Source organism: Massilia aquatica, from assembly GCF_011682045.1.
Taxonomy (GTDB): Bacteria; Pseudomonadota; Gammaproteobacteria; order Burkholderiales; family Burkholderiaceae_D; genus Telluria_A; species Telluria_A aquatica.
Genome location: NZ_VVIW01000009.1, coordinates 163,431 through 187,989, shown reverse-complemented (window position 1 = coordinate 187,989; position 24,559 = coordinate 163,431). Strand labels below are relative to the sequence as shown.

The following is a 24,559-nucleotide window of genomic DNA, read 5'->3' as shown; positions in this document are numbered from 1 at the left end:
GTCAGCCTTCGTTGGCATGGGCGCCGCGCAGTCGGGTGGCGGGGCTGGCGTGCACGCTTGCATAGCTGCGCTCGCCCGCCGTGTCGGGGCCGCGCGTCTGTTGCCAGAAATTCCCGCGCCGGATCCGGTCGGCATTCATCGCCATCAGATAGGCGCCGAACAAATCGTTCACGCGGTCCAGCCGCGCGTCTTGCGACAGGAAGGAATAATAGTGGCAGCCCGCCGGGCTTGCGCGCAGTTGCGAGGCGTAGGCCATGCGCGGCACTTCGGTGGTGGACAGCACCACGGCCATGCCGGCCAGCTCGCGGATGTCGCCCAGCAGCCAGCCGCGTTGCTCGAGCGCGGCGATGCAGCTGTCGTAGCCGGTCTGTTCCGACGGCGTGAGCGGCGCCGGCTCGCCGCTCAGGGCGTCGACGCGCAGGCGCATGCCGTGCAGGCCGCTGACGATGGTTTGCGGCGCATCGTCATGCAGCACGCCGTGGCGCGCCGCCAGGTCGTGGTAGGCGGTCAGCGAGCGCCCGATGGCGTCGTGCCAGGCGCCGTAGGTGGCGTCGTGCAGAGCGGAGGCGTAAGGGGCGCCATGCGCCTTGTCGGGCACGCCAGGCGCCATCGCGCTGAGATTGGCATCGATGCGCGCGATCAGCTGCGCGATCGATGGATTGTCCTTGCGCGCCACCAGCACGCCGTTTTCGTCGTTGAACAGATTCATCCAGCAGACGAAACTGGCGTCGATGCGGCTGGCCTCGCGGTTGACCGCAAAGCTGACGTAATCGGGCACTTCCGGCTTGCACAGGAACACCGTGGCGGCGCGGTACGGCATGGTGTCGGCATCGAGATAGATGCCGCCGCAGCGGTGCAGGATCAGCAGCCTGAAATAATCGGCCAGATTGACGAAGTAGCGCTTGCGGTGCAATTGCGCCAGCAGCGCGGCGATGGCGGGGCTGCGCCCGCGCGCCAGTTGTTCCAGCGAATGGACGGTCAGCAGGCGCGTGCCGCACAGATAGGTGCCGATCGCATGGCGCGCATTTGGTGCCGGATAAAAGCACGGATCGTCGCGCAGCTGGTCGCTGTTCCAGACCCACAGCATCAGGCGGTAGGGGCCGGCATCGAGCGGGCCGACGGCGTCGAGCGCGCAATCCCACTGGCGTACCGATTCGCGCGCCATGGCCGGCAGCGGCCCGCCCAGCCAGATGCGGTGCATGATCATCTCGTCCGGCGCGAGCGGCTGGGTGGGAATGGCCAGTAGCGACGAGCAGCGGCGCGCGTCGAACTGGCCGCCATGGCGGCGCACGAAGTGGCGCAGTTCGCGCAGATGGAGGCGATACGAGGACTCGGCCGCATGCAGGCGGGCCTGGGCATCGGCGCCGCCATGCGCATCCTGGCGGCAGAATGCTTCCCACTGTTTATACCCAAGGAATTCGGCCTTCAGATCCTTGATCAGCACTTCATATTCCAGATCGATGTTCATGCCGCCCCCATTTCCGTGTGCGCTTGCTTATTCGGCCTGGGGCGATTGCGCCAGGGCCGGCTCCTGTCCATCGTGGTGCTTTGCAAAGCGCATCAGGCAGATACCGATCAGCACGCCCAAGGGCACGTTGAACAGCGCATACGACGCCAGCGAATAATTAAAATGGGCGCATACCAGGTTATAGATCTCGACCCCGGCGGCGATAGTCACGCAATAGATCAGGCTCATGGCGGACGAGGTCAGGTTCATCGAGACGCCGGTGGCGGTCAGCGACAGGCGGATCAGGGCGCCGTTGAACAGGCCGAAGCCGGCCGAGAAGATAAACATGCAGACGATGAACAGGTGAGCGTGCCGGTACACCAGCCCTGCGCCGAGCATGCCGATGACGGCCAGTCCGGCGCCCTGGCGAATCAGGCGGGTGAGCGAAAAACCATCGCCGAGTTTTTGAATCGCCATGGTGCTGATAATGAATCCGGAGAAAATCACCAGCTGGTACAGGATATAGGTGCCGTACGACTTGCCCATGTGTTCCATGATGATGAGCGGCGACAGCCCGATCCAGGCAGTGAGCGGGGTGATCGCCATGGCCGCGATCAGGATCCCGGACATGAATTTTTTATTCCGCACGATGGTCAGGTAACTGGCGCGGATCGAAGCCAGGTCGGCCGCAGGTTTGAGCGCTTCCGTGCGCGGCATGAAGGTGAACAGGCCGAGCCAGGCGATGCAGCCGAGCACGAAGCCGATCCCGAATATTGTTTGCCACGGAAACATGCTGATCACGGCGCTGCCGACCACCGGGCCGATCAGCGGCGCGAAGACGGTGGTATTGGACAGCATGGCGGTCAGCTTGACGGCCTCGGCATCGTCGAACAGTTCATGGATGGCGGCGTAGCCGATGAAGATGAAGCACGAGCCCATGCCCTGGAAGAAGCGGGCGGTGAGGAACTGGCCGATGCTGCCTGAGAACGGCACGAAGGCGGTCGCCACCAGATACAGCGCCACGCCCGCCAGCATGACCTTGCGCTTGCCGACCCGGTCGGCGATGGGGCCGAGAAAGATCTGCAGCATGCTGCCGCCGAGGATGAACAGGCTCAGCGACAGTCCGATATGCCGGTTCGACGCCTGGAACTCGCGCACGACCTGCGGCATGGCCGGCATGATCATATCGTTCGACAAATAGACGGTCAGCTCGTAGAGGATGAAAAACAGCGAAAAGTAGAGCAGATGCCGGCGTTTCTCGAACATGTTTTCCACCCTTAGAAATTTCCCAAAAAGTTGCAAAACCGGCGGCCGGCGAACCGGGGACAGACCCCGGTTATGCAACTTTCAACTTTCAAGTCAGCGCCTGTATTTTGTTGCAAAACCGGGGTCTGTCCCCGGTTTTGCAACTACCCGTGTTGAGAATGTGGTCTTAGATTGGAATGTATAGTAACTCGATTGGTCGTAGATTGGTATTAAAAAATTGTAGAATTTTGTCATCTCTGTGCGCGTCGGTCCGCGCCGCCAGCATCGATGGACGAAAAAAATGCCTGCATCCCGGAGGAGGCAGGCAGTCGGATGGAAGCGGACGGGGCAGAACCCCGCGCCGGCTTATTCCACGTTCATTTCTTTGAGCAGGTTGTCGGCTTTGTCGACATGCTTCATGTTCCACAGCATGTAGCGCACGTCAACCTGGATGTCGCGCGTGTTGGCTTTGTTGAAGTCCCAGTCGGAGATGATCGAGTCCAGGGTGCCGTCGAACGCCAGGCCGATGAACTCGGCCTTGCTGTTGAGCGCCGCCGAACCGGAGTTGCCGCCGGTGATGTCCAGGGTCGCCAGGTAGTTCACCGGTACGCTCTTGAGCTTCGGATCGACATACTTGCCGAAGTCCTTGGCCTTGATCGCCGCCAGTTGCGCCGCCGGGGCGTTGAACTCGCCTTCACCGGTCGCTTTCGCTACCACGCCCTTGACGGTCGTGAAGGCCGACCACGAGCCGGTGCCGTCGGCGCCATGATCGCGGCCGGCAATCTTGCCGAAGGTCACGCGCAGGGTGCTGTTGGCGTCAGGATAGACCGGCTGGCCCTTGCTGGTCATGTAGGCGATCTTGGCCTTCATGTAGTTGGCGTAGGCTTGCTGGATCTTGCCTGCCAGCTCTTCTTCCTCGGCTTCGCTCTTCATGCCAGCGTCGTACATGGCCACGGCCGCTTTCACGAAGCTGTCGTTGCTGGCCTTGAAGTCGGCCGGGGTCTTGCCGATCCAGGCCGCGCGCTCAGCCGCAGTGCCGAGCCTGGAGCCGGCGTACATGGTGTCGAGCACGGCTTTGAGCTGGGCTTCGCTCATGCCGTCATTGATGCCGACAGCGGCGTCGAAACTGGCGTTGCGCTCGGCTTTCGGCTGGGCGGCGTATTTCTTCAGGCTGTTCAGGACCAGCGCCTTGTCGACTTTTTCGTCGTAGGTGCGTTCGATCGCGGCCACGGCCGCTTTCAGCGCCGGCAGGTCGCGTTCCTGGTAGCCCGATTTGCGCTCGGCGTTCGGCTTGGTGCTTTCGTTGGCCAGGCGGTACAGGCGGCGTGCCGTGGTCAGCAGGCGCGGCGAGGACGAGTTCAGGTAGAAGTCGCGCTTTGTTTCGGCATCGCGCTGGGCAATCAGTTTCTCGACCTGCTCGATGTCGGCCGCATATTCCTTCTGGCGCGCCGGGTTGGCGTTGACCCAGGCTTTCATGTCCGCATGCTCGCGCGTCTTGCGTGCCAGGAAATCGCTGCCTTCGTAGCTGGTCAGCATGCCCTTGCGGTTCTTGTAGTAGTTGTTGACGTTGGCGACCTGGCCAGCGTATTTCAACTTGGCATCTTCATTGGTCTTGGTTTCCTGGCCGATGATGGCCAGGGTTTCCGCCGATGCCTTGACGAAAGCCGGATAATTCCAGTCGAAGGTGAACGCCACTTCCGACGGCAGGCGGTGACGGTTGGTGCGTCCCGGATAGCCAAGCGCCATGATGAAGTCGCCTTCCTTGACGCCCTCCTTGGCGATCTTCAGGTGCGATTTCGGCAGGTAGGGCACGTTGTCCTTGGAGAAGTCGGCAGCCTTGCCGTCCTTGCTCACGTAGGCGCGGTAGAAGCCGTAGTCGCCGGTGTGGCGCGGCCACATCCAGTTGTCGGTGTCGCCGCCGAACTTGCCCACGCCGGCCGGTGGCGCGTGCACCAGGCGCACGTCGCGGATTTCCAGCTGCTTGATCAGGTAAAACTCGAGTCCGCCGTAGTAGCTGGACACGGTGCAACGGTGGCCGGCGTCTTTTTCGCACTCGGCAACCATCGACTTCATGTTCTTTTCCATGGCGTCGACGCGGGCCTTGCCGGCCAGCCTGGCGACGTCGGGGCTGATGATCTTGTCGCTGACGTTGCTCACGTCCTTGGTCACGTAGATGCGGCTGCCCGGCGCGGCCGGCAGTTCTTCAGCGAGGTTTTTAGCCAGGAAGCCATTGGCCAGCAGGTCGCGCTCGGGCGTCGAGTTGACCGCCACGCTGTTGTACACGCAGTGGTGGTTGGTCGCTACCAGGCCCTGCGGCGAGACGAACGATGCGGAACAGCCTCCCAGGCTGACGATCGCATTCATCGGGAATTCGGTGAGCTTGGTCAGGCTGGCCGGATCGAGCTTGAGGCCGGCGGCCTTGAGTTGCTTGGCTACTTGTGGCAGCTGCTGCGGCATCCACATGCCTTCGTCGGCTTGCGCGACGGTGCTGAGGATGGCTAGCGTTAGGAAGGTCTTTTTCATTCGCATTTCGTCTCTTTTTGGTCAATCGGAACAGGCTTGGCTCGCTGAGCGCCCTAGAGTATCCGTATCGCCAAAATAATAGTCAACCACATTTTGATTGCGCGCCGGCCGTGCCGGCGGCGAGATGCGCCTTGCTCCGGGTCGTCCTACAACTGGTTGCCGATCAGCGAAACGACTTCGCCGGTCACTTTTTCGGTCCACGGGCGCTGCTCCCAGGCCTGCAGGCTGATCGGTTTGGCGCGCTTCCAGTCGTCGTTGAAGATGGTCACTTGCTCGGTGGCGAATTCGCGGTCGATGATGTTCAGGTTGGCTTCGTCGTTGAGGCTGAACGAGCGGTTGTCGAAGTTGGTCGAGCCGACCGAGACCATCAGCGAATCGACCACCAGCGCCTTGACGTGGAACATGGTCGGCTGGTATTCGGCGATCTCGATGCCGGCTTTCAGCAGCGCGCCCCAGCGCTCGCGCGAGGCGATCCGCACCACGGCCGAATCGATGTCCTCGCCGGGGGTGATGATTTTCACCTTGACCCCGCGTTTGGCGGCCGCGACCAGCGCGTTGATGGTCAGTTTATCCGGCACGAAATACGAACTCGACAGGTGAATCGTGTCGCGCGCCGAGGTGATCGCCATCAGGTACATCAGCAGCATGCTTTCGCTGCCGCCGCTGGGCGAGCTGCTGAACATCTGGGCCGCGTGGCCGCCCACCCCTTTGAGCGGGGGGAAATAATGCGGGCCGTCGAGGACGGCGCCGGTGGCCTTGGTCCAGTTGTCGGCGAACACCGCCTGCATCTGTCCGACCACCGGGCCTGCGACGCGGAAATGGGTGTCGCGCCAGTGCTTTTCGTCCTGGCCGGCGCCGCGCCACTGGTCGGCAATGCCGACCCCGCCGGTAAAGCCGATCTGGCCGTCCACCACCAGCACCTTGCGGTGGGTGCGGTTGTTCAGGCGCGTGAATTTCCACCAGACCGGCTTGTGGTAGCGCTGCACTTCGATGCCGGCCTGCTTCATCTGGTCGAGGGCGGCGAGGTCCATTTTCATGCTGCCAATAAAGTCGAGCATGACATGCACCTTGACCCCGGCGCGGGCGCGCTCGATCAGGGCGTCGGTGAATTCCTGGCCGATCGATTCGGACCAGTAGATATAGGTTTCCAGGGTGATCGTGTGTTTCGCCTCGCGGATGGCCTTGAGCATGGAAGGGAAGATCTGGTCGCCGTTGAGCAGGACTTCGACCTGGTTGCCTTCGAGAATTGGGGGACCCAGCAGCACGCCCATGGAACGGCGGAATTGCGGGTCGTCGGTGTCGTACAGGCGATGCAGCTGCCGCTCGATTTTTTTCTCGCTCGGCATGAAATTGAAAACCAAGAACACTCCCAGCAAGGTAAGCGCACAGCTGATCAATGCTACATAAAGGGGTTTCTTGGTCATCGGGAATTCCAGGCAAAAAAAAACCAACGCACGTGTGCGTTGGTCATGGGGCGAACCGCATTTAGCGTACTTTACCGCGGCGCAGCAGGTTGACGATGGCCAGCAGGATCACAGCGCCCAGGAAAGAGACGAGCAGGCCGGACATGCTGAAGTCATCCGAATTGATGGTGCCGGTGCCAAACAGCGGACCGAGCAGCCAGCCTCCCAGCAGGGCGCCGACGATACCGACCACCACATTGAGGATCATGCCTTGTTGGGCATCGGTTTTCATGACCATGCTTGCCAGCCAACCCAAGATACCACCGATGATGATCCAGATAATGAATGTCATGTTAATTCCTCCAGTTGGTTAAGGGATTTACCCGGCCACGTGCAATCGCCGGGCCATGGAAAAAGAATAATTCGCGCGCTTTGCACGGTCGGTGCGGCAACGAACGTAATGGACGATTCAACATCTTTTTTGCGGAATGTCATGGAAATTCCTGGGCGCAATAGTCGGCCCGGCTGCATTCGGCATGCCATTTGGAAACACCGTTGTTGAGTGCGGCAACGTACGGAAGCATTGTTCAAGCGGGCTTATCGTTTCGTCACTGGCATTGATTTCCAGGTTTGCATGCGAGCCCCGCACATCCATAATTCGAAAGGAAATTGAAATGAGCAATTACGACACCACGACCCAAAAAGATTCCCGTATGGTTACCGGCCTGTTCCGTGATCGCGACAGTGCAGAGCGGGCTTACAACTCCCTCTCCGACCGTGGCTACAGCAAGGACGACGTGACCTTGATGATGTCGGACGACACCCGGAAAACCTATTTCAACGACACCGATACTGAACTCGGCAGCAAAGCGGCTGAAGGCGCGGGCGTTGGCGCCGGCATCGGCGGCACCATTGGCGCTGTACTGGCTGGCATCGCCGCCGTCGGCACCACCCTGGTCCTGCCTGGCATTGGCCTGGTTGTCGCCGGTCCTATCGCAGCGGCCCTGGCCGGTGCCGGCGCTGGCGGTATCGCCGGTGGCCTGGTTGGCGCACTGATCGGCGCAGGCATTCCTGAAGAGCGCGTCGTGCACTACGAAGAAGGCATCAAGAACGGCGGCATCCTGATGGGTGTGAACCCACGCAACGATGACGACGCTACCCACATCGAGCGCAGCTGGACTGAAAACAAAGGCGAGCACATCATCGGTACCGGCGTTGGCGCTGGCGCTGGTGCGCTGACCGGGGCCGGTATCGGCGCGGCAGCCGGCCCGATCGGCATGGCAGCGGGCGCCGCCATCGGCGGTATCGCCGGCGGCCTGGCTGGCAAGGGCGCAGCCGAAGTCATCAACCCAAAGGCCGGCGACGAGCTGCATGAGCATCACTTTGCCAAGGGCATGGGCGCCGGTAGCGGCGCAGCGATGGGCGCGGCCGCCGGTGCGGTTGGCGGTCCGGTCGGCATGGCGGCGGGCGCTGCGATCGGCGCACTGGCGGGCGGCATGGCGGGTAAAGCAGCCGGCCAGCTGGTCAATCCGGAAGAAGAAGCCGCTTACTGGCGCAGCTCGTACCAGATCGCTCCTTACTATTCGCCAGGCTACACCTACGACGACTACGGTCCTGCCTACGAACTCGGCTACAACAGCCGCGGCCGTTATGCCGGCACCAGCTTCGATTCGGTAGAGAACAACCTGTCGGACGAATGGGAAACCAGCAAACGCAACTCGCGCCTGAACTGGCAGCAAGCCAAGTCGGCTACCCGCGCAGCGTGGGATAAAGTCGAGCGCGCCATGCCGGGCGACTTCGACCGCGATGGCCGTTAAGCCGGGCGTTTCAACGTAAGCGGCACGAAAAAAAGCCTCGCTTCCGTCACCGGAAGCGAGGCTTTTTCACGTCCGCCGCAAGCGGCTGACCCGGTTCTTGATCAGTTCTTGACCGCTTCGACCTGGATCGCCAGTTTGACTTCCGGTGCGAACGGCGGCACGGCGTAGCTGATGCCGAAATCGGTGCGCTTGAATTCGGCCGAGGCATCGGCGCCGCAGACTTCCTTCTTGTGCATCGGGTGGATGATGCACTTGAACTTGTTGATCGTCAGCGTCACAGGCTTGCTGACGCCGTGCAGGGTCAGGGTGCCTTCGACCGATACCGGCACGTCGCCCTTGTAGGTGATCGACTTCGATTTGTAGGTCACTTCCTTGAACTTGGCGACATCGAACATGTCTTCGTTCTTGGCGTGCTTGTTCAGTTTTTCGTTACCGAAATCGAGCGAATCGGCATCGATGGTGATGTCGATCGAGCCGGTTTTCGCAGCCCGGTCGAGCACGACGGTGCCTTCGGTCTTGGTGAACTTGCCGCGCAGGATGGAGATGCCCATGTGGTCGGCTTCGAAGCTCGGGAAGGTATGGGTCGGGTCGATCTTGTAGGTATCGGCGGCGAAGCTGGCGGTGGCGGTGGCGGCGGTGGCCATGGCGATGATCAGGTGCTTGATTTTCATGTGGTGTCCCTTGAGTTAAGTGCTTGTGAAATGAATTGCTTGTGAATCTTGAAAGTAGTGCGCTTACTGCGCCGCGCTGACGCGGAATTTGATGACGACTTCATCGGCGACCATGCTGGTGTCTTTCCACTCGCCATCGCCAATGTTGTAGGCGAGGCGCTTGATGGGCAGCGCGCCGTCGAAGGTGTGCTTGCCGGCCTCGCTTTTCACCGTCAGCGGAAAGCTGACATCGGTCGTCTTGCCCTTGATCGACAGCTTGCCGGTGACCGTCATCTTGCCCGGGCCGGCCGCCTTGATTCCCGAAGAGACAAAGCTCGCTTTAGGAAACTGCGCGGAATTGAACCAATCCTTCTTGGCCACTTCCTTGTTCATCAGCGGATCGCCCAGGTCCAGGCTGGCCGTGTCGATCTCGACACTGGCCTTGGCGGCGTCCGGCTTGGCCGCGTCGTAATCGATGCTGGCCGCAAATTTGGTGAACTTCGCTTCGACCGGCACGTTCATCTGCTTGAACGAGGCCGACACCATGCTCTTGGCCGGATCGGTTTTCAGCGGAGCGGCGCTGGCAACGATCGCCACGGCCAGCAGGGAGGCAAGCAAAGTGCCATTGGTAAACTTCATACAATCTCCTTGGAAATCAATAGGACGGCTTACGGCAGCATGCGCTTGAGCACGCCGTCGCGGTCGATGAACTGGTGTTTCAGGGCGGCCGCCAGGTGCAGGGCGACACAGGCGGCCAGGCCCATGTTGAGCCAGTAGTGCACGCCTTTCAGGACCGGCTTGAGCTCGGGATCGGCGGCAATGATGATCGGCAGTTCGAACAGGCCGAAGTACACCACGGGAATCCCGGCCGACAAGGTATACAAGTAACCCGACAGCGGCACCGCGAACATCAGCAGGTACAGCACGCCGTGCAGGCCGTGCGCGGCGCCTTTTTGCCAGGCGGGCATGCTGGCCGGATAGGCAGGGGCGCGGTGGGTCAGGCGCCACAGCAGGCGCAGGGCGGCCAGCGCCAGCACCGTCACGCCAGCCCATTTATGCCAGGAATAATATTTGAGCTTGGTGGGCGTGATGCCGGGAATGTCGGTCATCACCAGGCCCATGATGAAGGCGCCGACGATCAGCAGGGCGATGAGCCAGTGAAAAATGATCGCGGTGATGGTGTAGCGTTGCTGCATGGACCTGCTCCTGGATATCGTGCGAATAGTTCGTACTAGGACTAATATACCAAATAAACAGCATTGTCGCTTGCGAAGGGCAGATTACCATAGTGCGCGCCTTGTACAGCGGACGCCGTATTGTAAAATTGCCGGAGACCCAGTTCAATCATTGAGCATGGGAATGGCCGCTACATTGATAGTCTGGAACGCCATGAGAATGACACCTGTGCGCTGGATCGCCTTCGCTCCGCTGCTGCTGGCCCTGCCTGCGGTGGCCCAGCTGTCGGCGGTCGCGGCCGACGCCATGGCCGACATGTCGATCGAGGACCTGGCCAATATCCAGGTCACGTCGGTATCGAAAAAGCCGGAACGCCTGGCCGCCGCCGCCGCCTCGGTGTTCGTGATTACCGCCGACGACATCCGCCGCTCGGGCGCGGCGACCGTGCCCGAAGCGCTGCGGCTGGCGCCCAATTTGCAGGTGGCGCAGACCAGCGGCTACGGCTACGCGATCAGCGCGCGCGGCTTTAACAGCAGCCGCAACACTGTTCCCAACAAATTGCTGGTGCTGATCGACGGGCGCTCGGTGTATTCGCCGTTCTTTTCCGGGGTGACCTGGGATGCCCAGCAAGTCATGCTCGAAGACATAGAACGGATCGAAGTCATCAGCGGCCCCGGCGGCACCTTGTGGGGCGTCAATGCCGTCAACGGCGTCATCAACATCACCACGCGCGCCAGCAGCGCCACCCGGGGCAGCCTGGTGGCGCTGCGCGCCGGCGAGCGCGGCAACCATGTGGCGGTGCGCCAGGGCAGCGGCGACTGGCGCCTGCAGGCGACTTATCTCAACGAGCGCCATACCGAGCTGGCCGGCGGCGCGCCGGTCAACGATGCGCGCCACCAGTGGCAGGCCGGCATGCGGCGCGACTGGGGCAGCGGCGCCGACCTGTTCAGCGTGCACGGCAATGCCTACCGCGGCGCGCTCGACCAGCCGGAGCCGGGTGCGATCACCACCGGCACCAAGCTCGACCTGGGAACGGTGCGCTCGTCCGGCGCCAGCCTGACGGCGCGCTGGACCCACGCCCTGGATGCCGGCGGCAGCCTGATGCTGCAAGGCTACATCGACCATAGCGAGCGCGACGTGCCGCCGACGTACGCCGAGCGCATCCAGGTGGCCGACCTGCAATTCCAGCACAGCTTGCCGGCCAACCGTTTCGGGCAACTGGTGTGGGGGGCGAATCTGCGCCATACCTGGGATGAGGTCACCAACAGCGAGACGGTGGCCTTTCTGCCGGCCAAGGTCGGGCAGAACTGGGCCAGCCTGTTTGGCCAGAACGAGCTGGCGCTGCGCGAGAACCTGCGCCTGGTCGTGGGTGCGCGGGTCGAGCACAACGACTACACCGGTGCCGAGTTCCTGCCCAGCATGCGCCTGGCATGGCAGGTCGCGCCGCAGCATGCGTTCTGGAGCGGCGTGTCGCGCACGGTGCGCGCGCCCTCGCGCCTCGACGCCGACACTTTTATTCCCGGCACCGCCCCGTATCTGCTGCGCGGCGGGCCGCAGGTACGCGCCGAAGTGGCCAAGGTGTTCGAGCTCGGCTATCGCGGTCAGCCGCTGCCGGCGCTGTCGATCTCGGCTACTGTGTTCCACAACCGCTACGACCATTTGCGCACCCAGGAAGTGGACGCGACGGGCAGCTTTTTGACCTTCGACAGCAAGATGGAAGGCAAGTCGCGCGGCATCGAAATGTGGGGCAGCTACCAGGCCACGCCGTGGTGGCGCCTGAGCGCGGGCTGGCTGGCGCTGCACCAGCGCTTTGCGCTCAAGCCGGGCAGCAACGACGAGCCGGCGCCGCGCACCAGCGGACGCGATCCCTCGCATACGGCGCAGCTGCGTTCCACCTTCATCTTGTCGGGCGATAAGGAGATTGAGCTGGCCGTGCGCAAGGTGGCGCGGCTCGAGAGCGACCAGGTGCCCGGCTACCGCGCACTGGACGCGCGTTTCGGCTGGCGCGTGCGGCGCGATATGGAACTGTCGGTGTCCGGGCACAACCTGAACGGCGCGCATGCCGAATATGGCGCGCTGGCCACGCGCAGCGAGGTGCCGCGCGAAGTGGCGGTCAAGCTGGTGTGGATGCATTGAAGAAGAAAAAAGCGCCGCCCCCGCTTGCCACGGCCGGCCGATCCGCGCCAGTGGTCGGAACAAAGCCAGGCGGCGGTGGCGGCGTCGTTCCGTACGCACTATAGCGACAAGGCCTACCGTTGCCGCTACTGTAGCAAGGATGCGCTGTTCAGCGCCGCCGAGCAGAAGATCGTCTATGAGGTCAAGAAGGCGCATATCGGCGTCCAGCGCGTGTTGTGCGGCGCTTGTTGGCGCGACGGCCATGTGGTGGAGCAGAAAATTGCCGATTGCGAGGCGCGCTGGGCTGAGTCGAAGCAAGTTTTAGCGCACGATGCGGCATTTCTGTCGGCGTGGCACGCATTGCTGCTGCTGCATCAGCGCTACGGCGCCAGGGCCAACAGCGCGGCGAAGAATATGCTGCGGAAATTACTTAACCGGATAGTTGGCGAGGATGTGCATATTGAATAATGGGAAATTCGTAAAGCCGGAACAATAAGAAGTAACGCTTCATGATGATCCGTCTTTCCCGCGAAGGCGGGAACGACGAATCGTCGTTTACTTGTTGCGGTTGGCGATTTCGTTGCCGAGGAAGCCGCCACCGATCACGCCAGCCACCGTGGCAATTTTCTTGCCCTTGCCGCCGCCGATCTGATTACCGATCAGGCCGCCAATGACGGCGCCGGTACCGATGCCCACGTAGTTAGGGCCGCTCGCTTGCTGCACCGGCTCCGTGCGATAGGCTGGCTGCGCGCGGTAGTTTGACTCCTGGCGCTGGGCAACGCGGGTGTGCTGCGGCGCACGGTGCACGACTTTCTTTACGGCTGGTTGCTGGTACACACGCTCCGGTTCCGGGGCCGGCTGAGCGACTGGTGGCGAATATTTGGCTACCAGCATCTGTGCGTCAGCCAGTTGCTGCGCGGTTGGTGCCGCTTGCGCCACCAGCACCGGCGCGGTTGGGGCTACGAGGGCCGGGGCCGCCAGCGCCTGCGGTGCCACCAGTGCCTGCGGCGCCGCTGCTACAGCGGTGTCGGCCTTGGAGTTTGGAAGCAGGCCGGTGATCGCCGCCGTGCCCGCCACGCTGACAGCGATGACCGAAACCGCCGCCGCCGCCATCAATGGGTGAATACGCGAGAGAGTGTTGTTGACCTGTTCCATGATAGTGCTCCTGTTCGTTTGATCTTGAGTAAAAGATTAACGTAGGGAACCTCCGGCAGCTAGACCGAATCCCGTATCAGTCGTAAGCGAATGTAAAACGGGCCCGCAGGCCCGTTTTGCAACACAGCGCTAAAGAACGGCTTAAATGGCCTTGGCCAGTTTGGCTGCAATGCCAATGTAGTTGGCCGGCGTCATGGCCAGCAGCAAGTCTTTGGCATCCTGCGGAATCGCCAGGGTCAGCACGAATTCACGCAGCGCCACTTTCGAAATGCCCTTGCCGCGCGTCAATTCCTTGAGCTGCTCGTACGGGTTGTCGATGCCATAGCGGCGCATCACGGTCTGCACCGGCTCGGCCAGCACTTCCCAGTTCGCGTCCAGGTCCTGCGCCAGGCGCTCGGCGTTTACTTCCAGCTTGTTCAGGCCGCGCAGGCAGCTGTCGTAGGCCAGCAGGGCGTAGCCGAAACCGACGCCGATGTTGCGCAGCACGGTCGAGTCGGTCAGGTCGCGCTGCATGCGCGAAACCGGCAGCTTTTCCGCCATGTGCCCCAGCACCGCATTGGCCAGGCCCAGGTTGCCTTCGGAGTTTTCGAAGTCGATCGGATTGACCTTGTGCGGCATGGTCGAGGAACCGATTTCGCCGGCCTTGGTGGTCTGCTTGAAGTAGCCGAGCGAGATGTAAGTCCAGATATCGCGGTTCAGGTCCAGCAAGATGGTGTTGGTGCGGGCGATGGCGTCGAACAGTTCGGCCATGTAGTCGTGCGGCTCGATCTGGATGGTGTACGGATTGTAGGTCAGGCCGAGGCGCTGCTCGATCACGTTCTTGGAGAAGGTTTCCCAATCGAAATCAGGGTAGGCCGACAGGTGGGCGTTGTAATTGCCGACCGCGCCGTTCATCTTGCCCAGGATTTCCACGTCGGCAATGCGCTGGACTGCACGTTTCAGACGGGCAACCACGTTCGCCATTTCCTTGCCCAGGGTGGTCGGGCTGGCGGTCTGGCCGTGCGTGCGCGAGAGCATCGGCAGCTCGGCATTGGCGTGCGCGATCTGGGTCAGCCTGGCGATCAGGCCTTGCAGCGCCGGCAGCATCACGCCGTCGCGCGCGGCTTTGAGCATCATGCCGTGCGAGGTGTTGTTGATGTCTTCCGAGGTGCAGGCAAAGTGGATGAACTCGGTTGCCGCGACCAGTTCCGGCACGTCCTTGACCTGTTCCTTGAGCCAGTATTCCACCGCCTTGACGTCGTGGTTGGTCACCGCCTCGATCGCCTTGATGCGCGCTGCGTCGTTTTCCGTGAAGTCACTTGCCATCTTGTCGAGCAGGGCGGTTGCCTCAGGCGAGAACGGCTTGATTTCAGCAAAACCAGCTTGCGACAGCGCTTGCAGCCAGGAGATTTCCACCTTGACGCGGTGGTGCATGAAGCCGGCTTCGGACAGGATCGGGCGCAGCTTGTCGGTCTTGGCGGCGTAGCGGCCGTCCAGCGGGGACAGGGCCGACAGCGTGGAGTAAGGAGCGGTAGAGGTCATGGAGAGGGCGCTTATCGAGAGCTTAGTGAGGAATTGAGGGGCGTGTGCAATGCAGCAAAGACCACTATTTTACCACCGGCCGCCTTGTCAAGCCGGTGTTGCTGGCATGCGCAAGCGGCCGGTTTCGAGCCCATCGGAGGGCGGGCGCGATGCTATACTGTGAGCCAATCGTTCACCCTAAGCATCTATGAAACTCATCGGTTCCACCGCCAGTCCGTTTGTCCGCAAGGTTCGTGTCGTCATGGCCGAGAAAAAGCTCGACTATGATCTTGAGCTCGAGAACGTCTGGACCGCCGAAACCAAGATTCATCTGTCCAATCCGCTGGGCAAGGTGCCGTGCCTGATCATGGAAGACGGCAGCTCGATGTACGATTCGCGCGTCATTGTCGAGTACATCGACACCCTCACACCGGTCTGCAAGCTGCTCCCGCCGAACGGGCGCGACCGCTCCGACATCAAGGTCTGGGAAGCGCTGGCCGATGGCGTGCTCGATGCCGCCGTGCTGGTGCGCCTTGAAAAAACCCTGCGTCCGGAAGAGCAGCAGAGCGCCGCCTGGATCGAACGCCAGATGGGCAAGGTCCACGCGGGCCTGGCCGTGCTGTCGGCCAACCTGGGCGAGTCGCCTTTCTGCAAGGGCAACCATTACACCCTGGCCGATGTCGCGGTCGGCTGCGCGCTCGGCTGGATCGCCTTCCGCTTTCCCGAGATCGACTGGCGCGGCGACTACCCCAACCTGGCCAAGCTGTTCGACAAGCTCTCCGAGCGCCAATCGTTCAAAGACACCGTTCCCTTTTAAGCGGGGCGATGGACGCGATTCCCACGCACGGCGCCGCCCTGCGAAAACGCTTGCAGATGGCCGACATCGCGCGCCTGGCCGGGGTGTCGAAGGCCACCGTGTCGCGCGCGCTCAACCGCAGCACCCTGGTCAGCGAAGACACCCGCACGCGCATCCTGGCGCTGGCCAGCTCGCTCAACTACACAATCAACATCGGCGCGCAAAACCTGCGCCTCAAGCAGAACCGCACGGTGGGCGTGGTGGTGCCGTACGACGCTGGCGTGCGCCAGGAGCTGTCCGATCCGTTTTTTCTCAGCCTGCTGGGCAGCCTGGCCGATGCGCTCAACGCGCGCGGCTTCGACCTGCTGCTCTCGCGCGTCGACGCCGAGCAGCTGGACGCCGCCGCCACGCCGTTCGACACCGGGCGCGTGGCCGGCATCATCCTGATCGGCCAGTGGCGCCGCCACGAACAGCTCAACACGCTGGCGGCGCGCCAGGTGCCGATGGTGGTGTGGGGCGCGCAGGCGCCGCAGCAGCGCTACGTGAGCGTCGGCGGCGACAACGCCAGCGGCGGCATGCTGGCCACCGGCCACCTTCTCGCGGCCGGGCGGCGCCGCATCGCCTTCATCGGCGACATTACCCAGGCCGAGGTGGCGCAGCGCTATCGCGGCTACTGCCAGGCGTTGGCCGCGCAGGGACTGGCGCCCGATCCGCAGCTGTGCGTGCCGGCCTCGTTCCTGGCGCAGGATGGCGCGCACGCGGTGCGCCAGCTGGCGCGCCGCGGCGTGGTCTACGACGGCCTGTTCGCCTGCAGCGACCTGCTGGCCATGACCGCGATTAACACCTTGCGCACGCTCGGCCGCGAGGTGCCGCGCGACGTGGCGGTGGTCGGCTACGACGATATCGCGCTGGCCAGCTATTTTCACCCGCCGCTGTGCACCATCCGCCAGCCGGTGCGCGCGGCCGGCGAGGCGCTGGTGGCATCGCTGATGGCGCTGATCGAGGGCCGTCCGGCCGAATCGCTGCAACTGCCCGCCGAACTGGTGCTGCGCTGATGACCACCACGGTCGTGTATGGCGAAGCGCTGGTCGACGATTTCCTGGGCGAGCAGGTGGTGGGTGGCGCGCCGTTCAACGTGGCGCGCCACCTGGCCGCGTTCATGGCGCCGCAACTGGCGATCACCCGCATCGGCGACGACCGCAACGGCGCCATCGTGCGCGCCGAATTCGAACGCTTCGCCATGTCCGACGCCGGCCTGCAGTTCGATCCGATCGAAGAAACCGGGCGCGTGGTGGTCGAGCGCAATGTGCGCGGCCACCGCTTCGTGATCTTGCCGGGCCAGGCCTACGACTACATCAACCCCGAGCAAGCCCTGGGGGCGCTGGAATCGGTGCAGGCGTCGGCGATTTATTTCGGCACCCTGGCGCAGCGCTGCCCGCGCTCGCGCGACACGCTGTATGCGCTGTTAGATGCCAGCGACGCCACGCGCTACCTCGACTTGAACCTGCGCGAAGGCCAGTTCGACGAGCGCTGCGTGTTCCACTCGCTGCACGCGGCCGATATCGTCAAGGTCAACGAGGAAGAGTTGGAGTCGCTGTTCGCGTGGTATGTGGATATCCATCCGTCCGAGCCGCCGCTCGATGGCGACGAGGTGCGCGCGGCGTGCGCGGTGCTGGTGCAGATCTTCGGACTGGAAGCGCTGATCGTGACCCTGGGCCATCGCGGTTCGGTGTACTTCGGGGCCGATGGGGAGGTGATCGTCCATCGCGACAATCCGCCGCCGCCGTTCGTGATCGATGCGGTGGGGGCCGGGGACGCGTTTTCGGCGATCTTTTTGCTCGGGCGCGTGCGCGGCTGGGCGCTGGAGACGACCCTGGCGCGCGCCAATGAATTCGCCGGCGCGGTGTGCGCGATTCCGGGGGCGATTCCGAGGAGCCTGGGGTTTTACGACAACTGGGTGGCGCGCTGGCGGAGTAGGTGAGGCAGTTCCAAGCGCTACATGGGAAACCGTCGTCCCCGCGCCAAGGCGGCCCTCGGCGGGGATCCATAGCACCGTTGAGCAAAGGTGCTATGGACCCCCGCCTTCGCGGGGGCGACGTTGCAATTAAGCGTGCTCGCCCATCTGGCTCTGCAGGTAGTTCTGGATGCCGACCTTGACGATCAGGTCGAGCTGCGTTTCCAGCCAGTCGATGTGTTCCTCGGTGTCTTCCAGGATCATCAGGAACAGGTCGCGCGTCACGTAGTCGGCCGCCAGCTCGGCGGCGGCGATGCCTTCCTTGACGGTCGCATGCGCGGCTTGCTCCAGTTTCAGGTCGCATTCGATCATTTCTTGCGTCGATTCGCCGATCAGCAGCTTGTGCAGCGCTTGCAGGTTCGGCAAGCCGTCGAGCATCAGGATGCGGTCGATCAGCTTGTCGGCGTGCTTCATCTCGCCGATCGATTCTTCGTATTCTTTCTTGGCCAGCTTCTCCAGGCCCCAGTGACGGTACATGCGCGCATGCAGAAAATACTGGTTGATTGCGGACAGTTCGTTGGTCAGCTGCGCATTGAGCAGCCGGATGACATTCTTGTCGCCCTTCATGGGAGGCTTTCTTTAGTGATGGAGAGTTCCTCCATGATACCAAAAAAAACCGGCACGCACGGCAAAAAGGCCCCTCGCAGGGGCCGTTTTGTTGCTCACAAACCGATCAGCTGGCGAGCTGGAAGGTCAGTGGCACGATCACATACACCGACACCGCATGGCCATCTTCCACGTGCGGCTTGAATACCGCCCGCATGGCGGCCTGGCGCCCGGCTTCATCGAGGCGCGAGGAACCGGACGAGGACTGCACCTTGACCTGGTCGGGCATGCCTTTTTCGTTCACCAGGATCAGCAGCACGACCTTGCCCTGTTCGCCCATGCGCTTGGACATGGTCGGGTACACCGGCTGCGGCGCCTGGATGTATTCCACGCCCGAGCTAATGGTTTTCGGTCCGGGCGACGGCGGCGCCGGCGGCGCGGCCACCACCACCGGGGCGGGCGGCGCTTCGCTGGCGACCTGCGCCGCCGGCGGCGAGGCGGTAATGGTGTTTTCGACCGGCGCTTGCACGATCGGGGTGACCGGCACCACCACCCGCGGCGGCGGGCGCACGGTGGCCACGGAAACGACTTTCGGCGCAGCCGGGGCGGCCGGTTTGGGCGGCGGCGGCGGGGCCACGAAGCTGACCATGACCGCCTGCGGCAGCGCCACTTCGGCCATGCGGTGCAGCAGGCCGCTCGAAATCAGGTAGAACAGGGCGGCGTGGATGGCGATCACCACCGCGACAGGGCCGAACTTGGCGCGCAGCTTCGCCACCACGGCAGTGGGATCGCCCATGCCGGGTTCGGTGGAAAAGGTCATTGCACTCATAGTGGCACTCAGGCGGTTTGCGCCGAGCGGAAGGACAACTCGGTGGCGTGGATGGTTTTGCTCTCAAGGTGATCGTTCAGGACTTGCCTGGCGCAGCTGGCGCATTTGCCGCAGCAGGTGCCCACGCCGAGGTCGCGGCGCAGCTCGGCCATCGACGACAAGCCGAGATCGACCGCCTGACGAATTTCGCGGTCGGAAATGTTATTGCAAACACAGACGATCATCGAAGCACCTTCCTTTAATCAGGGTCAGCGGTCAAACTTGACGCTTTCACCATAATGAGAATCATTATCATTAAGATTTGTATTCTGTCGTAACTCCGGATCGAATGCAAGCGGTTTACCCAAAAAAGGGCTAACTCCAAATAGAAATCGTTCGCATTTACGATTATGATGCTAGTATCCAACACCAATGGTGTGCGAACTCCACTTATCTTAGTGAACTGACAATATGACTCTTGCCCCTACCCTGATCACGCTCGACGCCCTCGTCCCCGGCCAGAGCGGCACCGTGATCCATATCGCGCCCTGCGCGGCCGAGGCGGGCGCCGGCGTCGATGTCGCGCGCCGCCTGATGGAGCTCGGCTTCGTGCCGGGCGAGCGCATCCGCATGCTCAAGCGCCTGCCGGGCGGCGATCCGGTTGCGGTCAAGGTGGGCGACTCCACCTTTGCGCTGCGCCGCTTCGAAGCCTCGCTGGTGTCGGTCAAGCCCGAATAAACGAACAACAGAATCAACGGAATCAACGGAAACGAACAAATGGGTGCTGTAGAACCACAAGTCCAGGCAGTGACGCGCACGCCGCTGATCGCGCTGTTGGGCAATCCGAACTGCGGCAAGACGGCCCTGTTCAACCGGCTCACCGGGGCGCGCCAGAAGGTCGCCAACTACGCCGGCGTGACCATCGAGCGCAAGGAAGGCAGTTTTACCTCGCCCATGGGGCGCGCCTATAAAGTGCTGGACCTGCCGGGCGCGTACAGCCTGTCGGCCACCACGCCCGACGAAGCGATCACGCGCGACGTCGTCGGCGGCCTGCGCTCCGGCGAACAGGCGCCCGACGCCATCGTCTGCGTGGTCAACGCCACCAACCTGCGCCTGAACCTGCGCCTGGTCCTCGAAGTCAAGCGCCTCGGCCTGCCGATGGTGCTGGCGCTGAACATGGTCGACGTGGCCAACAAGCGCGGCATCAAGATCGACAGCGCCAGACTGGCGCGGGAACTGGGCATGCCCGTGGTCGAAACGGTGGCCGTGCAGAGCGGCGGCGAAGTCGCCCTGCTCAAGGCGCTCGACCTGATGCCCGATCCTGTGCGCGGCAGCGGCGCCGTCAAGGCCGCGCCGCTGGCGGCCATCGACGCCGTGCCGGTCGAAGAAACCCAGCGCGAAGTACGCCGCATCCTCGACGCGGCCGTCAGCTTCGCCAACGACACCGGCAACCTGTCCGAAAAAATCGACGATGTGGTGCTGCACCCGGTCGCCGGCCCGGTCATCCTGGCCGCTCTCATGTTCCTGGTGTTCCAGGCCGTGTTCAGCTGGGCTGCGCTGCCGATGGAAATGATCAGCGGCGGGGTCGAAGCCATCGGCGCCTGGGTCGGCGGCATGATGGGCGAGGGCGTGCTGCGCAGCCTCTTGGTCGAAGGCATCCTCGGCGGCGTCGGCAGCGTGCTGGTGTTCCTGCCGCAGATTTTGATTCTGTTCTTCTTCATCCTGGTGCTGGAAGACTGCGGCTACCTGCCGCGCGCCGCCTTCCTGTTAGATCGCATCATGGGCGGGGTCGGCCTGTCGGGGCGCGCCTTCATTCCGCTGCTGTCGAGCTTTGCCTGCGCCATTCCCGGCGTGATGGCCGCGCGCACCATCCAGAATCCGCGCGACCGCCTGGTGACGATCATGATCGCGCCTTTGATGACGTGCTCGGCGCGCCTGCCGGTGTACGCGCTGATCATCGCCGCCTTTATCCCGAACCGCGACGTGGCCGACGGCTGGATCAACCTGCAGGGCCTGGTGCTGTTCATCCTGTACTTCGCCGGTATTTTCAGCGCCATGGCGGTGGCCTGGGTGATCAAGCGCTTCATGGGCGCCAACAGCCACCAGCCGCTGATGCTGGAACTGCCGAGCTACCACTGGCCGCACCTGCGCAACCTGGCCATGGGCCTGTGGGAGCGCGCCAAGATCTTCCTGGTGCGGGTCGGTACCGTGATCCTGGCGCTGATGGTGCTGCTGTGGTTCCTGTCGAGTTTCCCGGGCGCGCCCGAAGGCGCGACGCATCCGCCGATCTATTACAGCATCGCCGGCATGCTGGGCCGCGCGCTGGCCGTGGTGTTCGAGCCGATCGGCTTCGGCTGGCAGATCTGCATCGCGCTGGTGCCGGGCATGGCCGCGCGCGAAGTGGCGGTGGGCGCGCTCGGCACCGTGTATGCGCTGTCGCAGACAGGCGACGAACTGGCCACCACGCTCGCTCCGCTCATTTCGCAATCGTGGTCGATGCCGACCGCGCTGTCCTTGCTGGCCTGGTACGTGTTTGCTCCGCAGTGCATCGCCACCCTGTCGGTGGTGCGGCGCGAAACGGGCAGTGCGCGTTACGCCTTCATCATGGCCGGCTACATGTTTGCGCTGGCGTATGCCGCCTCGTTCATCACTTACCGCGTCGCCATCGCGCTGGGAGCCTGAGATGCTTGACTATGTGATCGTGGGACTGATCGTGGCCGTGGCCGCGTGGTATGCGGCCTCGAAGTATCTGCCGAAAAGCTTGCGCAACAAGCTGTTCGGCCAGAACAAGGCGTCCGGCGGCTGCGGCAGCGGATGCAGCAGCTGCGGCACCTGCGAGGATGGACCGGCGGCGCCGCGTACCGGCGCCGATACGCCGCCCGGCCACAACAAGCGGCGCGTGATCGAGCTGCACCTGAAGTAAGTTGCCGGTTTTACTGCGGGCGCAGGCGGCTCCTGCACGTACAGATCACCGTTGCGGCCGACGGCCAGCGTCGTCACCTCCGGCGGGAAGCTGGCGCGGTCCATGGCGGCGTCGGCGTGGGCGATGGCGCTCACCTTGCCATCGGGCGCAATCTGCCGGATGCGCGAGAAGTTGATGCAGCCGCCGCTCACCTGCCCCCTGTCGGCGATGTACAAGCTGCCATCGTCGCCGGTGCCCAGCCTGGACGGAGACAGGATGCTCGTTGCGCTGTACGGATCCGGGTACCCTCCCACCATTCTTTGGCCGGCGAACTGAGTACGTTTTCCGGCGCTGTCGATGGCATGCACGCTGTTTTCGCGTTGATCGCTGATGAACAGCCGGCCGCGGGCATCGACCGCCAGGCCGTCGATCATGGCCACGCCATGCTCGATCACTTGCAGGCGTCCGGCCTGCGCCAGCGGCTCGCCGGAAGCTGTGGGCATGCGATGACCTTTTCTGTCTGTATTTATTAATTGTAACAAGGCAATAAATACTGGCAGAAACTTATTTTCCTGCGCGCATGCCTGCTACCTGGGGGGGCCCAGGTCGATTGCTGTCAGGAAGCCGGGCTGGCCGGGCAGCACGCGGTAGGTGTGCCGGTACGGCGCATAGCCGGCTACGTTGACGGTCAATTCGTAGTTTCCTTCAGCCAGGCCGACGAAGGAAAAAAATGTCTTGAACAGATGGTCCTGGCCGGCCTGGTAGGCTTCCAGGGTGCGGTCGCCGGTGTCGCCGGTGGGCCGGATTTCGCGCCGCTCGCTGGCGCTGGCCAGCACGATCGACTCGATCACGATGCCGCGCCGCTCGGCGCGCAGGCTGCCGGCCGGGTTGTCGGCGGAGGTGGCCTCGGCCCCGATGTAGCCCGACAGCGTGCCTTGCGGCGCGAGTGTGAAGGCCAGCTCGGGTATGGCGCCGGGACCGATGTGCACCGGTACGGCGGCCGGCGTGCTCCTGAATCCGCGCGCCAGCAGGCTGACCTGGTAGGCGCCGGGCGGGAAGGGACCGAGTTCGCGCCCGCTGTCGCGCGCGCCGACCGGCACCACGATGCGCTCGCGCGCGGCGTCGCGCGGCTGCAGCACCAGCACCGGCGCCGACGCCGACGCCGGCGTGGCGCCGGGCTGCGCGGCGATGGTCACGCGCAGCTTGCCCTTGCCCGCCGCCGGGGCATCGCCGCCGCGCTGGTCGGCCGCCCTGAGCAGCGCCGCGTACTGCGCGAACACCTCGGGCGAGGACAGGATGCCGACGTGGCCCGCGTCGTAGCCGAACACGCGCCTGGCCTCGGCCTGGGCATCGGCGCGCAGCTGGCTGGCAAGGGTGATGACGCCGTCGTTGCTGGCCGGGCGCAGCAGGCTGTAGCGCCCGCCGTGACCGAACATCAGGTAGTAATCGAGCTCGCGCGGCAGCGGCTTGCGGAACAGCGTTTGCACGAAGCGTCCGTTGGCGCGCACATCGCGCCAGGACGGCACCACCGCCGGCGAATAGGCGATTCCCTGGTCGGCCAGCGCGTCGCCGCCCCATGGCGTGGACAGGCTGACGAACAGGGTGGCGGCCGGGAACTGGTCGCCATAGTCGGACAAAAACGAGCGCACCACCAGCCCGCCCATGCTGTGCGCGGTCAGGTACAGCTTGTCGTAGTGGTAGCGCCGCTGCAGATTGCTCAGCTTCCAGTACAGCAGGTAAGACATCGAATCGAGCGAGGCCCCGGACGGGTAGTGGAAGATCCACGGCTGGTAGCGGCTGCGGTCCAGGTGCGCCAGAAAATAGCGCCAGTCCTGGGGCGAGCCCGCCGCGCCATGCACGAACAGCACCGGCGTCTTGCGCGCATCGTACTCCTCGAGGAAGTAGATATTGCCACCCACCTCCCTGAAAAAATCGACCGGCGCCCAGTACCCGCGCTGCCCGGCCTGAGCCGAAAACAGCGGGTCGTCGAGCGCCATGATCGCGCCGACCTGGGTGCTGTGCGGCGTGGCCGGCACGCGCGCGGCCACCGCGGTGCCGGGCGCGATGGTGCTTTGCGGTGCGTTTGATATCACCACGTCCAGGCTGACCTGCGAGCCGCTGCCGCTGGCCCGCACCGGCGCCATGGCGCACACGCCGACCGGTTCGCCCGGGTCGAGCGTCAGGTTGCCATTGGCGTCGCCGAAGGCGAACAGCGTGTACTCGCCCTTGGGCACGATCAGTTCATAGCCGCCGGCCTCGTGCAGGACGGTGTAGTGCGCGATGTCGATCCGGCCCTCGCGCAGCGTGCCGGCGGCCACCACCAGCGGCCCGTCCCACGCCGGCACGCCTGTCACGTACCCCGCCAGCACGGTCGATGAATAGAAGGTGGCCGATTCTTCCTTGAGCTTGAGCATTGAACACGCGCTCAGGCCAACACAGAGCAGTAGCGCTACCGTGCCCGA

At 63.5% G+C, this 24,559-nt stretch carries 25 protein-coding genes; 10 read left to right on the top strand and 15 right to left on the bottom strand.

Features of this window, described 5'->3' with window-relative positions:
* Window position 1 precedes the first annotated feature (1 nt).
* The 6 genes from F1609_RS34625 to F1609_RS34290 all read right to left on the bottom strand — a co-directional run bounded on the left by F1609_RS34625 (window position 2) and on the right by F1609_RS34290 (window position 7,113).
* Entirely contained in the window at window positions 2-1,468 is a 1,467-nt protein-coding gene (locus F1609_RS34625) for a glycosyltransferase (protein WP_229421928.1), read from the bottom strand.
* 27 nt (window positions 1,469-1,495) lie between these two features.
* Window positions 1,496-2,713: an MFS transporter gene (locus F1609_RS17400; protein WP_167077664.1), complete on the bottom strand. Its 1,218-nt coding sequence runs from the start codon at window positions 2,711-2,713 to the stop codon at window positions 1,496-1,498.
* Window positions 2,714-3,058: 345 nt separating this feature from the next.
* On the bottom strand, window positions 3,059-5,215 hold the full coding sequence (locus tag F1609_RS17395) for a S46 family peptidase (protein WP_167077663.1): 2,157 nt from the start codon (window positions 5,213-5,215) through the stop codon (window positions 3,059-3,061).
* Between the two features lie 146 nt (window positions 5,216-5,361).
* Window positions 5,362-6,639 (bottom strand): cardiolipin synthase, encoded by a 1,278-nt coding sequence (gene cls / locus F1609_RS17390; RefSeq protein WP_167077662.1) that lies wholly within the window; start codon window positions 6,637-6,639, stop codon window positions 5,362-5,364.
* A gap of 61 nt (window positions 6,640-6,700) precedes the next feature.
* The gene (locus tag F1609_RS17385; protein ID WP_167077661.1) at window positions 6,701-6,970 is read right to left on the bottom strand and encodes a GlsB/YeaQ/YmgE family stress response membrane protein; all 270 of its coding nucleotides are present in this window, start codon (window positions 6,968-6,970) and stop codon (window positions 6,701-6,703) included.
* Entirely contained in the window at window positions 6,967-7,113 is a 147-nt protein-coding gene (locus F1609_RS34290) for a hypothetical protein (protein ID WP_206752961.1), read from the bottom strand. The genes F1609_RS17385 and F1609_RS34290 overlap by 4 nt, the downstream gene beginning before the upstream one ends.
* 179 nt (window positions 7,114-7,292) lie before the next feature.
* Here F1609_RS34290 and F1609_RS17380 point away from each other — a divergent pair, with 179 nt between their 5' ends.
* Window positions 7,293-8,435 carry a hypothetical protein gene (locus F1609_RS17380; RefSeq protein ID WP_167077660.1) on the top strand — a complete coding sequence of 381 codons (1,143 nt, stop codon included), beginning with the start codon at window positions 7,293-7,295 and terminating at the stop codon, window positions 8,433-8,435.
* Between the two features lie 101 nt (window positions 8,436-8,536).
* Here F1609_RS17380 and F1609_RS17375 read toward each other — a convergent pair whose 3' ends face one another.
* The 3 genes from F1609_RS17375 to F1609_RS17365 form a co-directional block, all read right to left on the bottom strand.
* Window positions 8,537-9,106: a YceI family protein gene (locus F1609_RS17375; RefSeq protein ID WP_167077659.1), complete on the bottom strand. Its 570-nt coding sequence runs from the start codon at window positions 9,104-9,106 to the stop codon at window positions 8,537-8,539.
* A 63-nt stretch (window positions 9,107-9,169) separates the two neighbouring features.
* Entirely contained in the window at window positions 9,170-9,724 is a 555-nt protein-coding gene (locus F1609_RS17370) for a YceI family protein (RefSeq protein WP_167077658.1), read from the bottom strand.
* A 29-nt stretch (window positions 9,725-9,753) separates the two neighbouring features.
* Window positions 9,754-10,281: a cytochrome b gene (locus F1609_RS17365; RefSeq protein ID WP_167077657.1), complete on the bottom strand. Its 528-nt coding sequence runs from the start codon at window positions 10,279-10,281 to the stop codon at window positions 9,754-9,756.
* Window positions 10,282-10,474: 193 nt separating this feature from the next.
* On the opposite strand from F1609_RS17365, the gene F1609_RS17360 reads away from it, so the two are divergent.
* Both F1609_RS17360 and F1609_RS17355 read left to right on the top strand, forming a co-directional pair.
* Window positions 10,475-12,397: a TOL_0244 family TonB-dependent receptor gene (locus tag F1609_RS17360; protein ID WP_229421927.1), complete on the top strand. Its 1,923-nt coding sequence runs from the start codon at window positions 10,475-10,477 to the stop codon at window positions 12,395-12,397.
* A 24-nt stretch (window positions 12,398-12,421) separates the two neighbouring features.
* Window positions 12,422-12,844, top strand: coding sequence for a zinc-ribbon domain containing protein (locus F1609_RS17355; RefSeq protein WP_206752960.1), 423 nt, complete (start codon window positions 12,422-12,424; stop codon window positions 12,842-12,844).
* An 87-nt stretch (window positions 12,845-12,931) separates the two neighbouring features.
* On the opposite strand, the gene F1609_RS17350 is transcribed toward F1609_RS17355, so the two are convergent.
* Together F1609_RS17350 and purB are read right to left on the bottom strand one after the other, a co-directional pair.
* Window positions 12,932-13,531 carry a glycine zipper 2TM domain-containing protein gene (locus F1609_RS17350; RefSeq protein ID WP_167077654.1) on the bottom strand — a complete coding sequence of 200 codons (600 nt, stop codon included), beginning with the start codon at window positions 13,529-13,531 and terminating at the stop codon, window positions 12,932-12,934.
* A 141-nt stretch (window positions 13,532-13,672) separates the two neighbouring features.
* Complete coding sequence (gene purB / locus F1609_RS17345; RefSeq protein WP_167077653.1) at window positions 13,673-15,052, bottom strand: adenylosuccinate lyase; 1,380 nt, start codon at window positions 15,050-15,052, stop codon at window positions 13,673-13,675.
* A gap of 187 nt (window positions 15,053-15,239) precedes the next feature.
* Here purB and F1609_RS17340 point away from each other — a divergent pair, with 187 nt between their 5' ends.
* The 3 genes from F1609_RS17340 to F1609_RS17330 are packed head-to-tail and all read left to right on the top strand — an operon-like array spanning window position 15,240 to window position 17,808.
* Complete coding sequence (locus F1609_RS17340) at window positions 15,240-15,848, top strand: glutathione S-transferase C-terminal domain-containing protein (RefSeq protein ID WP_167077652.1); 609 nt, start codon at window positions 15,240-15,242, stop codon at window positions 15,846-15,848.
* 8 nt (window positions 15,849-15,856) lie between these two features.
* Complete coding sequence (locus tag F1609_RS17335; RefSeq protein ID WP_229421926.1) at window positions 15,857-16,882, top strand: LacI family DNA-binding transcriptional regulator; 1,026 nt, start codon at window positions 15,857-15,859, stop codon at window positions 16,880-16,882.
* The gene (locus F1609_RS17330) at window positions 16,882-17,808 is read left to right on the top strand and encodes a PfkB family carbohydrate kinase (RefSeq protein ID WP_167077651.1); all 927 of its coding nucleotides are present in this window, start codon (window positions 16,882-16,884) and stop codon (window positions 17,806-17,808) included. The genes F1609_RS17335 and F1609_RS17330 overlap by 1 nt, the downstream gene beginning before the upstream one ends.
* A gap of 123 nt (window positions 17,809-17,931) precedes the next feature.
* On the opposite strand, the gene bfr is transcribed toward F1609_RS17330, so the two are convergent.
* The 3 genes from bfr to F1609_RS17315 all read right to left on the bottom strand — a co-directional run bounded on the left by bfr (window position 17,932) and on the right by F1609_RS17315 (window position 19,440).
* Entirely contained in the window at window positions 17,932-18,408 is a 477-nt protein-coding gene (bfr, locus tag F1609_RS17325) for a bacterioferritin (protein ID WP_166877516.1), read from the bottom strand.
* Between the two features lie 106 nt (window positions 18,409-18,514).
* Window positions 18,515-19,216, bottom strand: a complete 702-nt coding sequence (locus tag F1609_RS17320) for an energy transducer TonB (RefSeq protein ID WP_229421925.1) — start codon at window positions 19,214-19,216, stop codon at window positions 18,515-18,517.
* Between the two features lie 8 nt (window positions 19,217-19,224).
* Complete coding sequence (locus F1609_RS17315; protein WP_167077650.1) at window positions 19,225-19,440, bottom strand: (2Fe-2S)-binding protein; 216 nt, start codon at window positions 19,438-19,440, stop codon at window positions 19,225-19,227.
* 226 nt (window positions 19,441-19,666) lie between these two features.
* Here F1609_RS17315 and F1609_RS17310 point away from each other — a divergent pair, with 226 nt between their 5' ends.
* The 4 genes from F1609_RS17310 to F1609_RS35550 all read left to right on the top strand — a co-directional run bounded on the left by F1609_RS17310 (window position 19,667) and on the right by F1609_RS35550 (window position 22,630).
* Window positions 19,667-19,933, top strand: coding sequence for a FeoA family protein (locus F1609_RS17310; protein ID WP_166877525.1), 267 nt, complete (start codon window positions 19,667-19,669; stop codon window positions 19,931-19,933).
* Window positions 19,934-19,972: 39 nt separating this feature from the next.
* Window positions 19,973-21,877, top strand: a complete 1,905-nt coding sequence (feoB, locus tag F1609_RS17305) for a ferrous iron transporter B (RefSeq protein ID WP_167077649.1) — start codon at window positions 19,973-19,975, stop codon at window positions 21,875-21,877.
* On the top strand, window positions 21,828-22,118 hold the full coding sequence (locus tag F1609_RS35555) for a hypothetical protein (RefSeq protein ID WP_502572661.1): 291 nt from the start codon (window positions 21,828-21,830) through the stop codon (window positions 22,116-22,118). The genes feoB and F1609_RS35555 overlap by 50 nt, the downstream gene beginning before the upstream one ends.
* Before the next feature lie 116 nt (window positions 22,119-22,234).
* A complete protein-coding gene (locus tag F1609_RS35550) occupies window positions 22,235-22,630 on the top strand; it encodes a hypothetical protein (RefSeq protein ID WP_167077647.1) in 396 nt (131 codons plus the stop codon).
* Window positions 22,631-22,684: 54 nt separating this feature from the next.
* Here F1609_RS35550 and F1609_RS17290 read toward each other — a convergent pair whose 3' ends face one another.
* Window positions 22,685-24,511 (bottom strand): alpha/beta hydrolase, encoded by a 1,827-nt coding sequence (locus F1609_RS17290; RefSeq protein ID WP_167077646.1) that lies wholly within the window; start codon window positions 24,509-24,511, stop codon window positions 22,685-22,687.
* Window positions 24,512-24,559 lie beyond the last annotated feature (48 nt).

What these genes read in the sequence shown, in the direction of transcription:
- F1609_RS17395 (WP_167077663.1), bottom strand. Translation starts at nt 5,215, where the DNA reads ATGAAAAAGACCTTCCTAACGCTAGCCATCCTCAGCACCGTCGCGCAA.
- F1609_RS17330 (WP_167077651.1), top strand. Translation starts at nt 16,882, where the DNA reads ATGACCACCACGGTCGTGTATGGCGAAGCGCTGGTCGACGATTTCCTG.
- F1609_RS17315 (WP_167077650.1), bottom strand. Translation starts at nt 19,440, where the DNA reads ATGATCGTCTGTGTTTGCAATAACATTTCCGACCGCGAAATTCGTCAG.
- F1609_RS17380 (WP_167077660.1), top strand. Translation starts at nt 7,293, where the DNA reads ATGAGCAATTACGACACCACGACCCAAAAAGATTCCCGTATGGTTACC.
- F1609_RS17350 (WP_167077654.1), bottom strand. Translation starts at nt 13,531, where the DNA reads ATGGAACAGGTCAACAACACTCTCTCGCGTATTCACCCATTGATGGCG.
- F1609_RS17340 (WP_167077652.1), top strand. Translation starts at nt 15,240, where the DNA reads ATGAAACTCATCGGTTCCACCGCCAGTCCGTTTGTCCGCAAGGTTCGT.
- F1609_RS34625 (WP_229421928.1), bottom strand. Translation starts at nt 1,468, where the DNA reads ATGAACATCGATCTGGAATATGAAGTGCTGATCAAGGATCTGAAGGCC.
- F1609_RS17400 (WP_167077664.1), bottom strand. Translation starts at nt 2,713, where the DNA reads ATGTTCGAGAAACGCCGGCATCTGCTCTACTTTTCGCTGTTTTTCATC.
- F1609_RS17320 (WP_229421925.1), bottom strand. Translation starts at nt 19,216, where the DNA reads ATGAGTGCAATGACCTTTTCCACCGAACCCGGCATGGGCGATCCCACT.
- bfr (WP_166877516.1), bottom strand. Translation starts at nt 18,408, where the DNA reads ATGAAGGGCGACAAGAATGTCATCCGGCTGCTCAATGCGCAGCTGACC.
- cls (WP_167077662.1), bottom strand. Translation starts at nt 6,639, where the DNA reads ATGACCAAGAAACCCCTTTATGTAGCATTGATCAGCTGTGCGCTTACC.
- F1609_RS17335 (WP_229421926.1), top strand. Translation starts at nt 15,857, where the DNA reads ATGGACGCGATTCCCACGCACGGCGCCGCCCTGCGAAAACGCTTGCAG.
- F1609_RS17365 (WP_167077657.1), bottom strand. Translation starts at nt 10,281, where the DNA reads ATGCAGCAACGCTACACCATCACCGCGATCATTTTTCACTGGCTCATC.
- F1609_RS17360 (WP_229421927.1), top strand. Translation starts at nt 10,475, where the DNA reads ATGAGAATGACACCTGTGCGCTGGATCGCCTTCGCTCCGCTGCTGCTG.
- feoB (WP_167077649.1), top strand. Translation starts at nt 19,973, where the DNA reads ATGGGTGCTGTAGAACCACAAGTCCAGGCAGTGACGCGCACGCCGCTG.
- F1609_RS17375 (WP_167077659.1), bottom strand. Translation starts at nt 9,106, where the DNA reads ATGAAAATCAAGCACCTGATCATCGCCATGGCCACCGCCGCCACCGCC.
- F1609_RS34290 (WP_206752961.1), bottom strand. Translation starts at nt 7,113, where the DNA reads ATGACATTCCGCAAAAAAGATGTTGAATCGTCCATTACGTTCGTTGCC.
- F1609_RS17385 (WP_167077661.1), bottom strand. Translation starts at nt 6,970, where the DNA reads ATGACATTCATTATCTGGATCATCATCGGTGGTATCTTGGGTTGGCTG.
- F1609_RS35555 (WP_502572661.1), top strand. Translation starts at nt 21,828, where the DNA reads ATGCCGCCTCGTTCATCACTTACCGCGTCGCCATCGCGCTGGGAGCCT.
- F1609_RS17310 (WP_166877525.1), top strand. Translation starts at nt 19,667, where the DNA reads ATGACTCTTGCCCCTACCCTGATCACGCTCGACGCCCTCGTCCCCGGC.
- F1609_RS17370 (WP_167077658.1), bottom strand. Translation starts at nt 9,724, where the DNA reads ATGAAGTTTACCAATGGCACTTTGCTTGCCTCCCTGCTGGCCGTGGCG.
- F1609_RS17290 (WP_167077646.1), bottom strand. Translation starts at nt 24,511, where the DNA reads ATGCTCAAGCTCAAGGAAGAATCGGCCACCTTCTATTCATCGACCGTG.
- purB (WP_167077653.1), bottom strand. Translation starts at nt 15,052, where the DNA reads ATGACCTCTACCGCTCCTTACTCCACGCTGTCGGCCCTGTCCCCGCTG.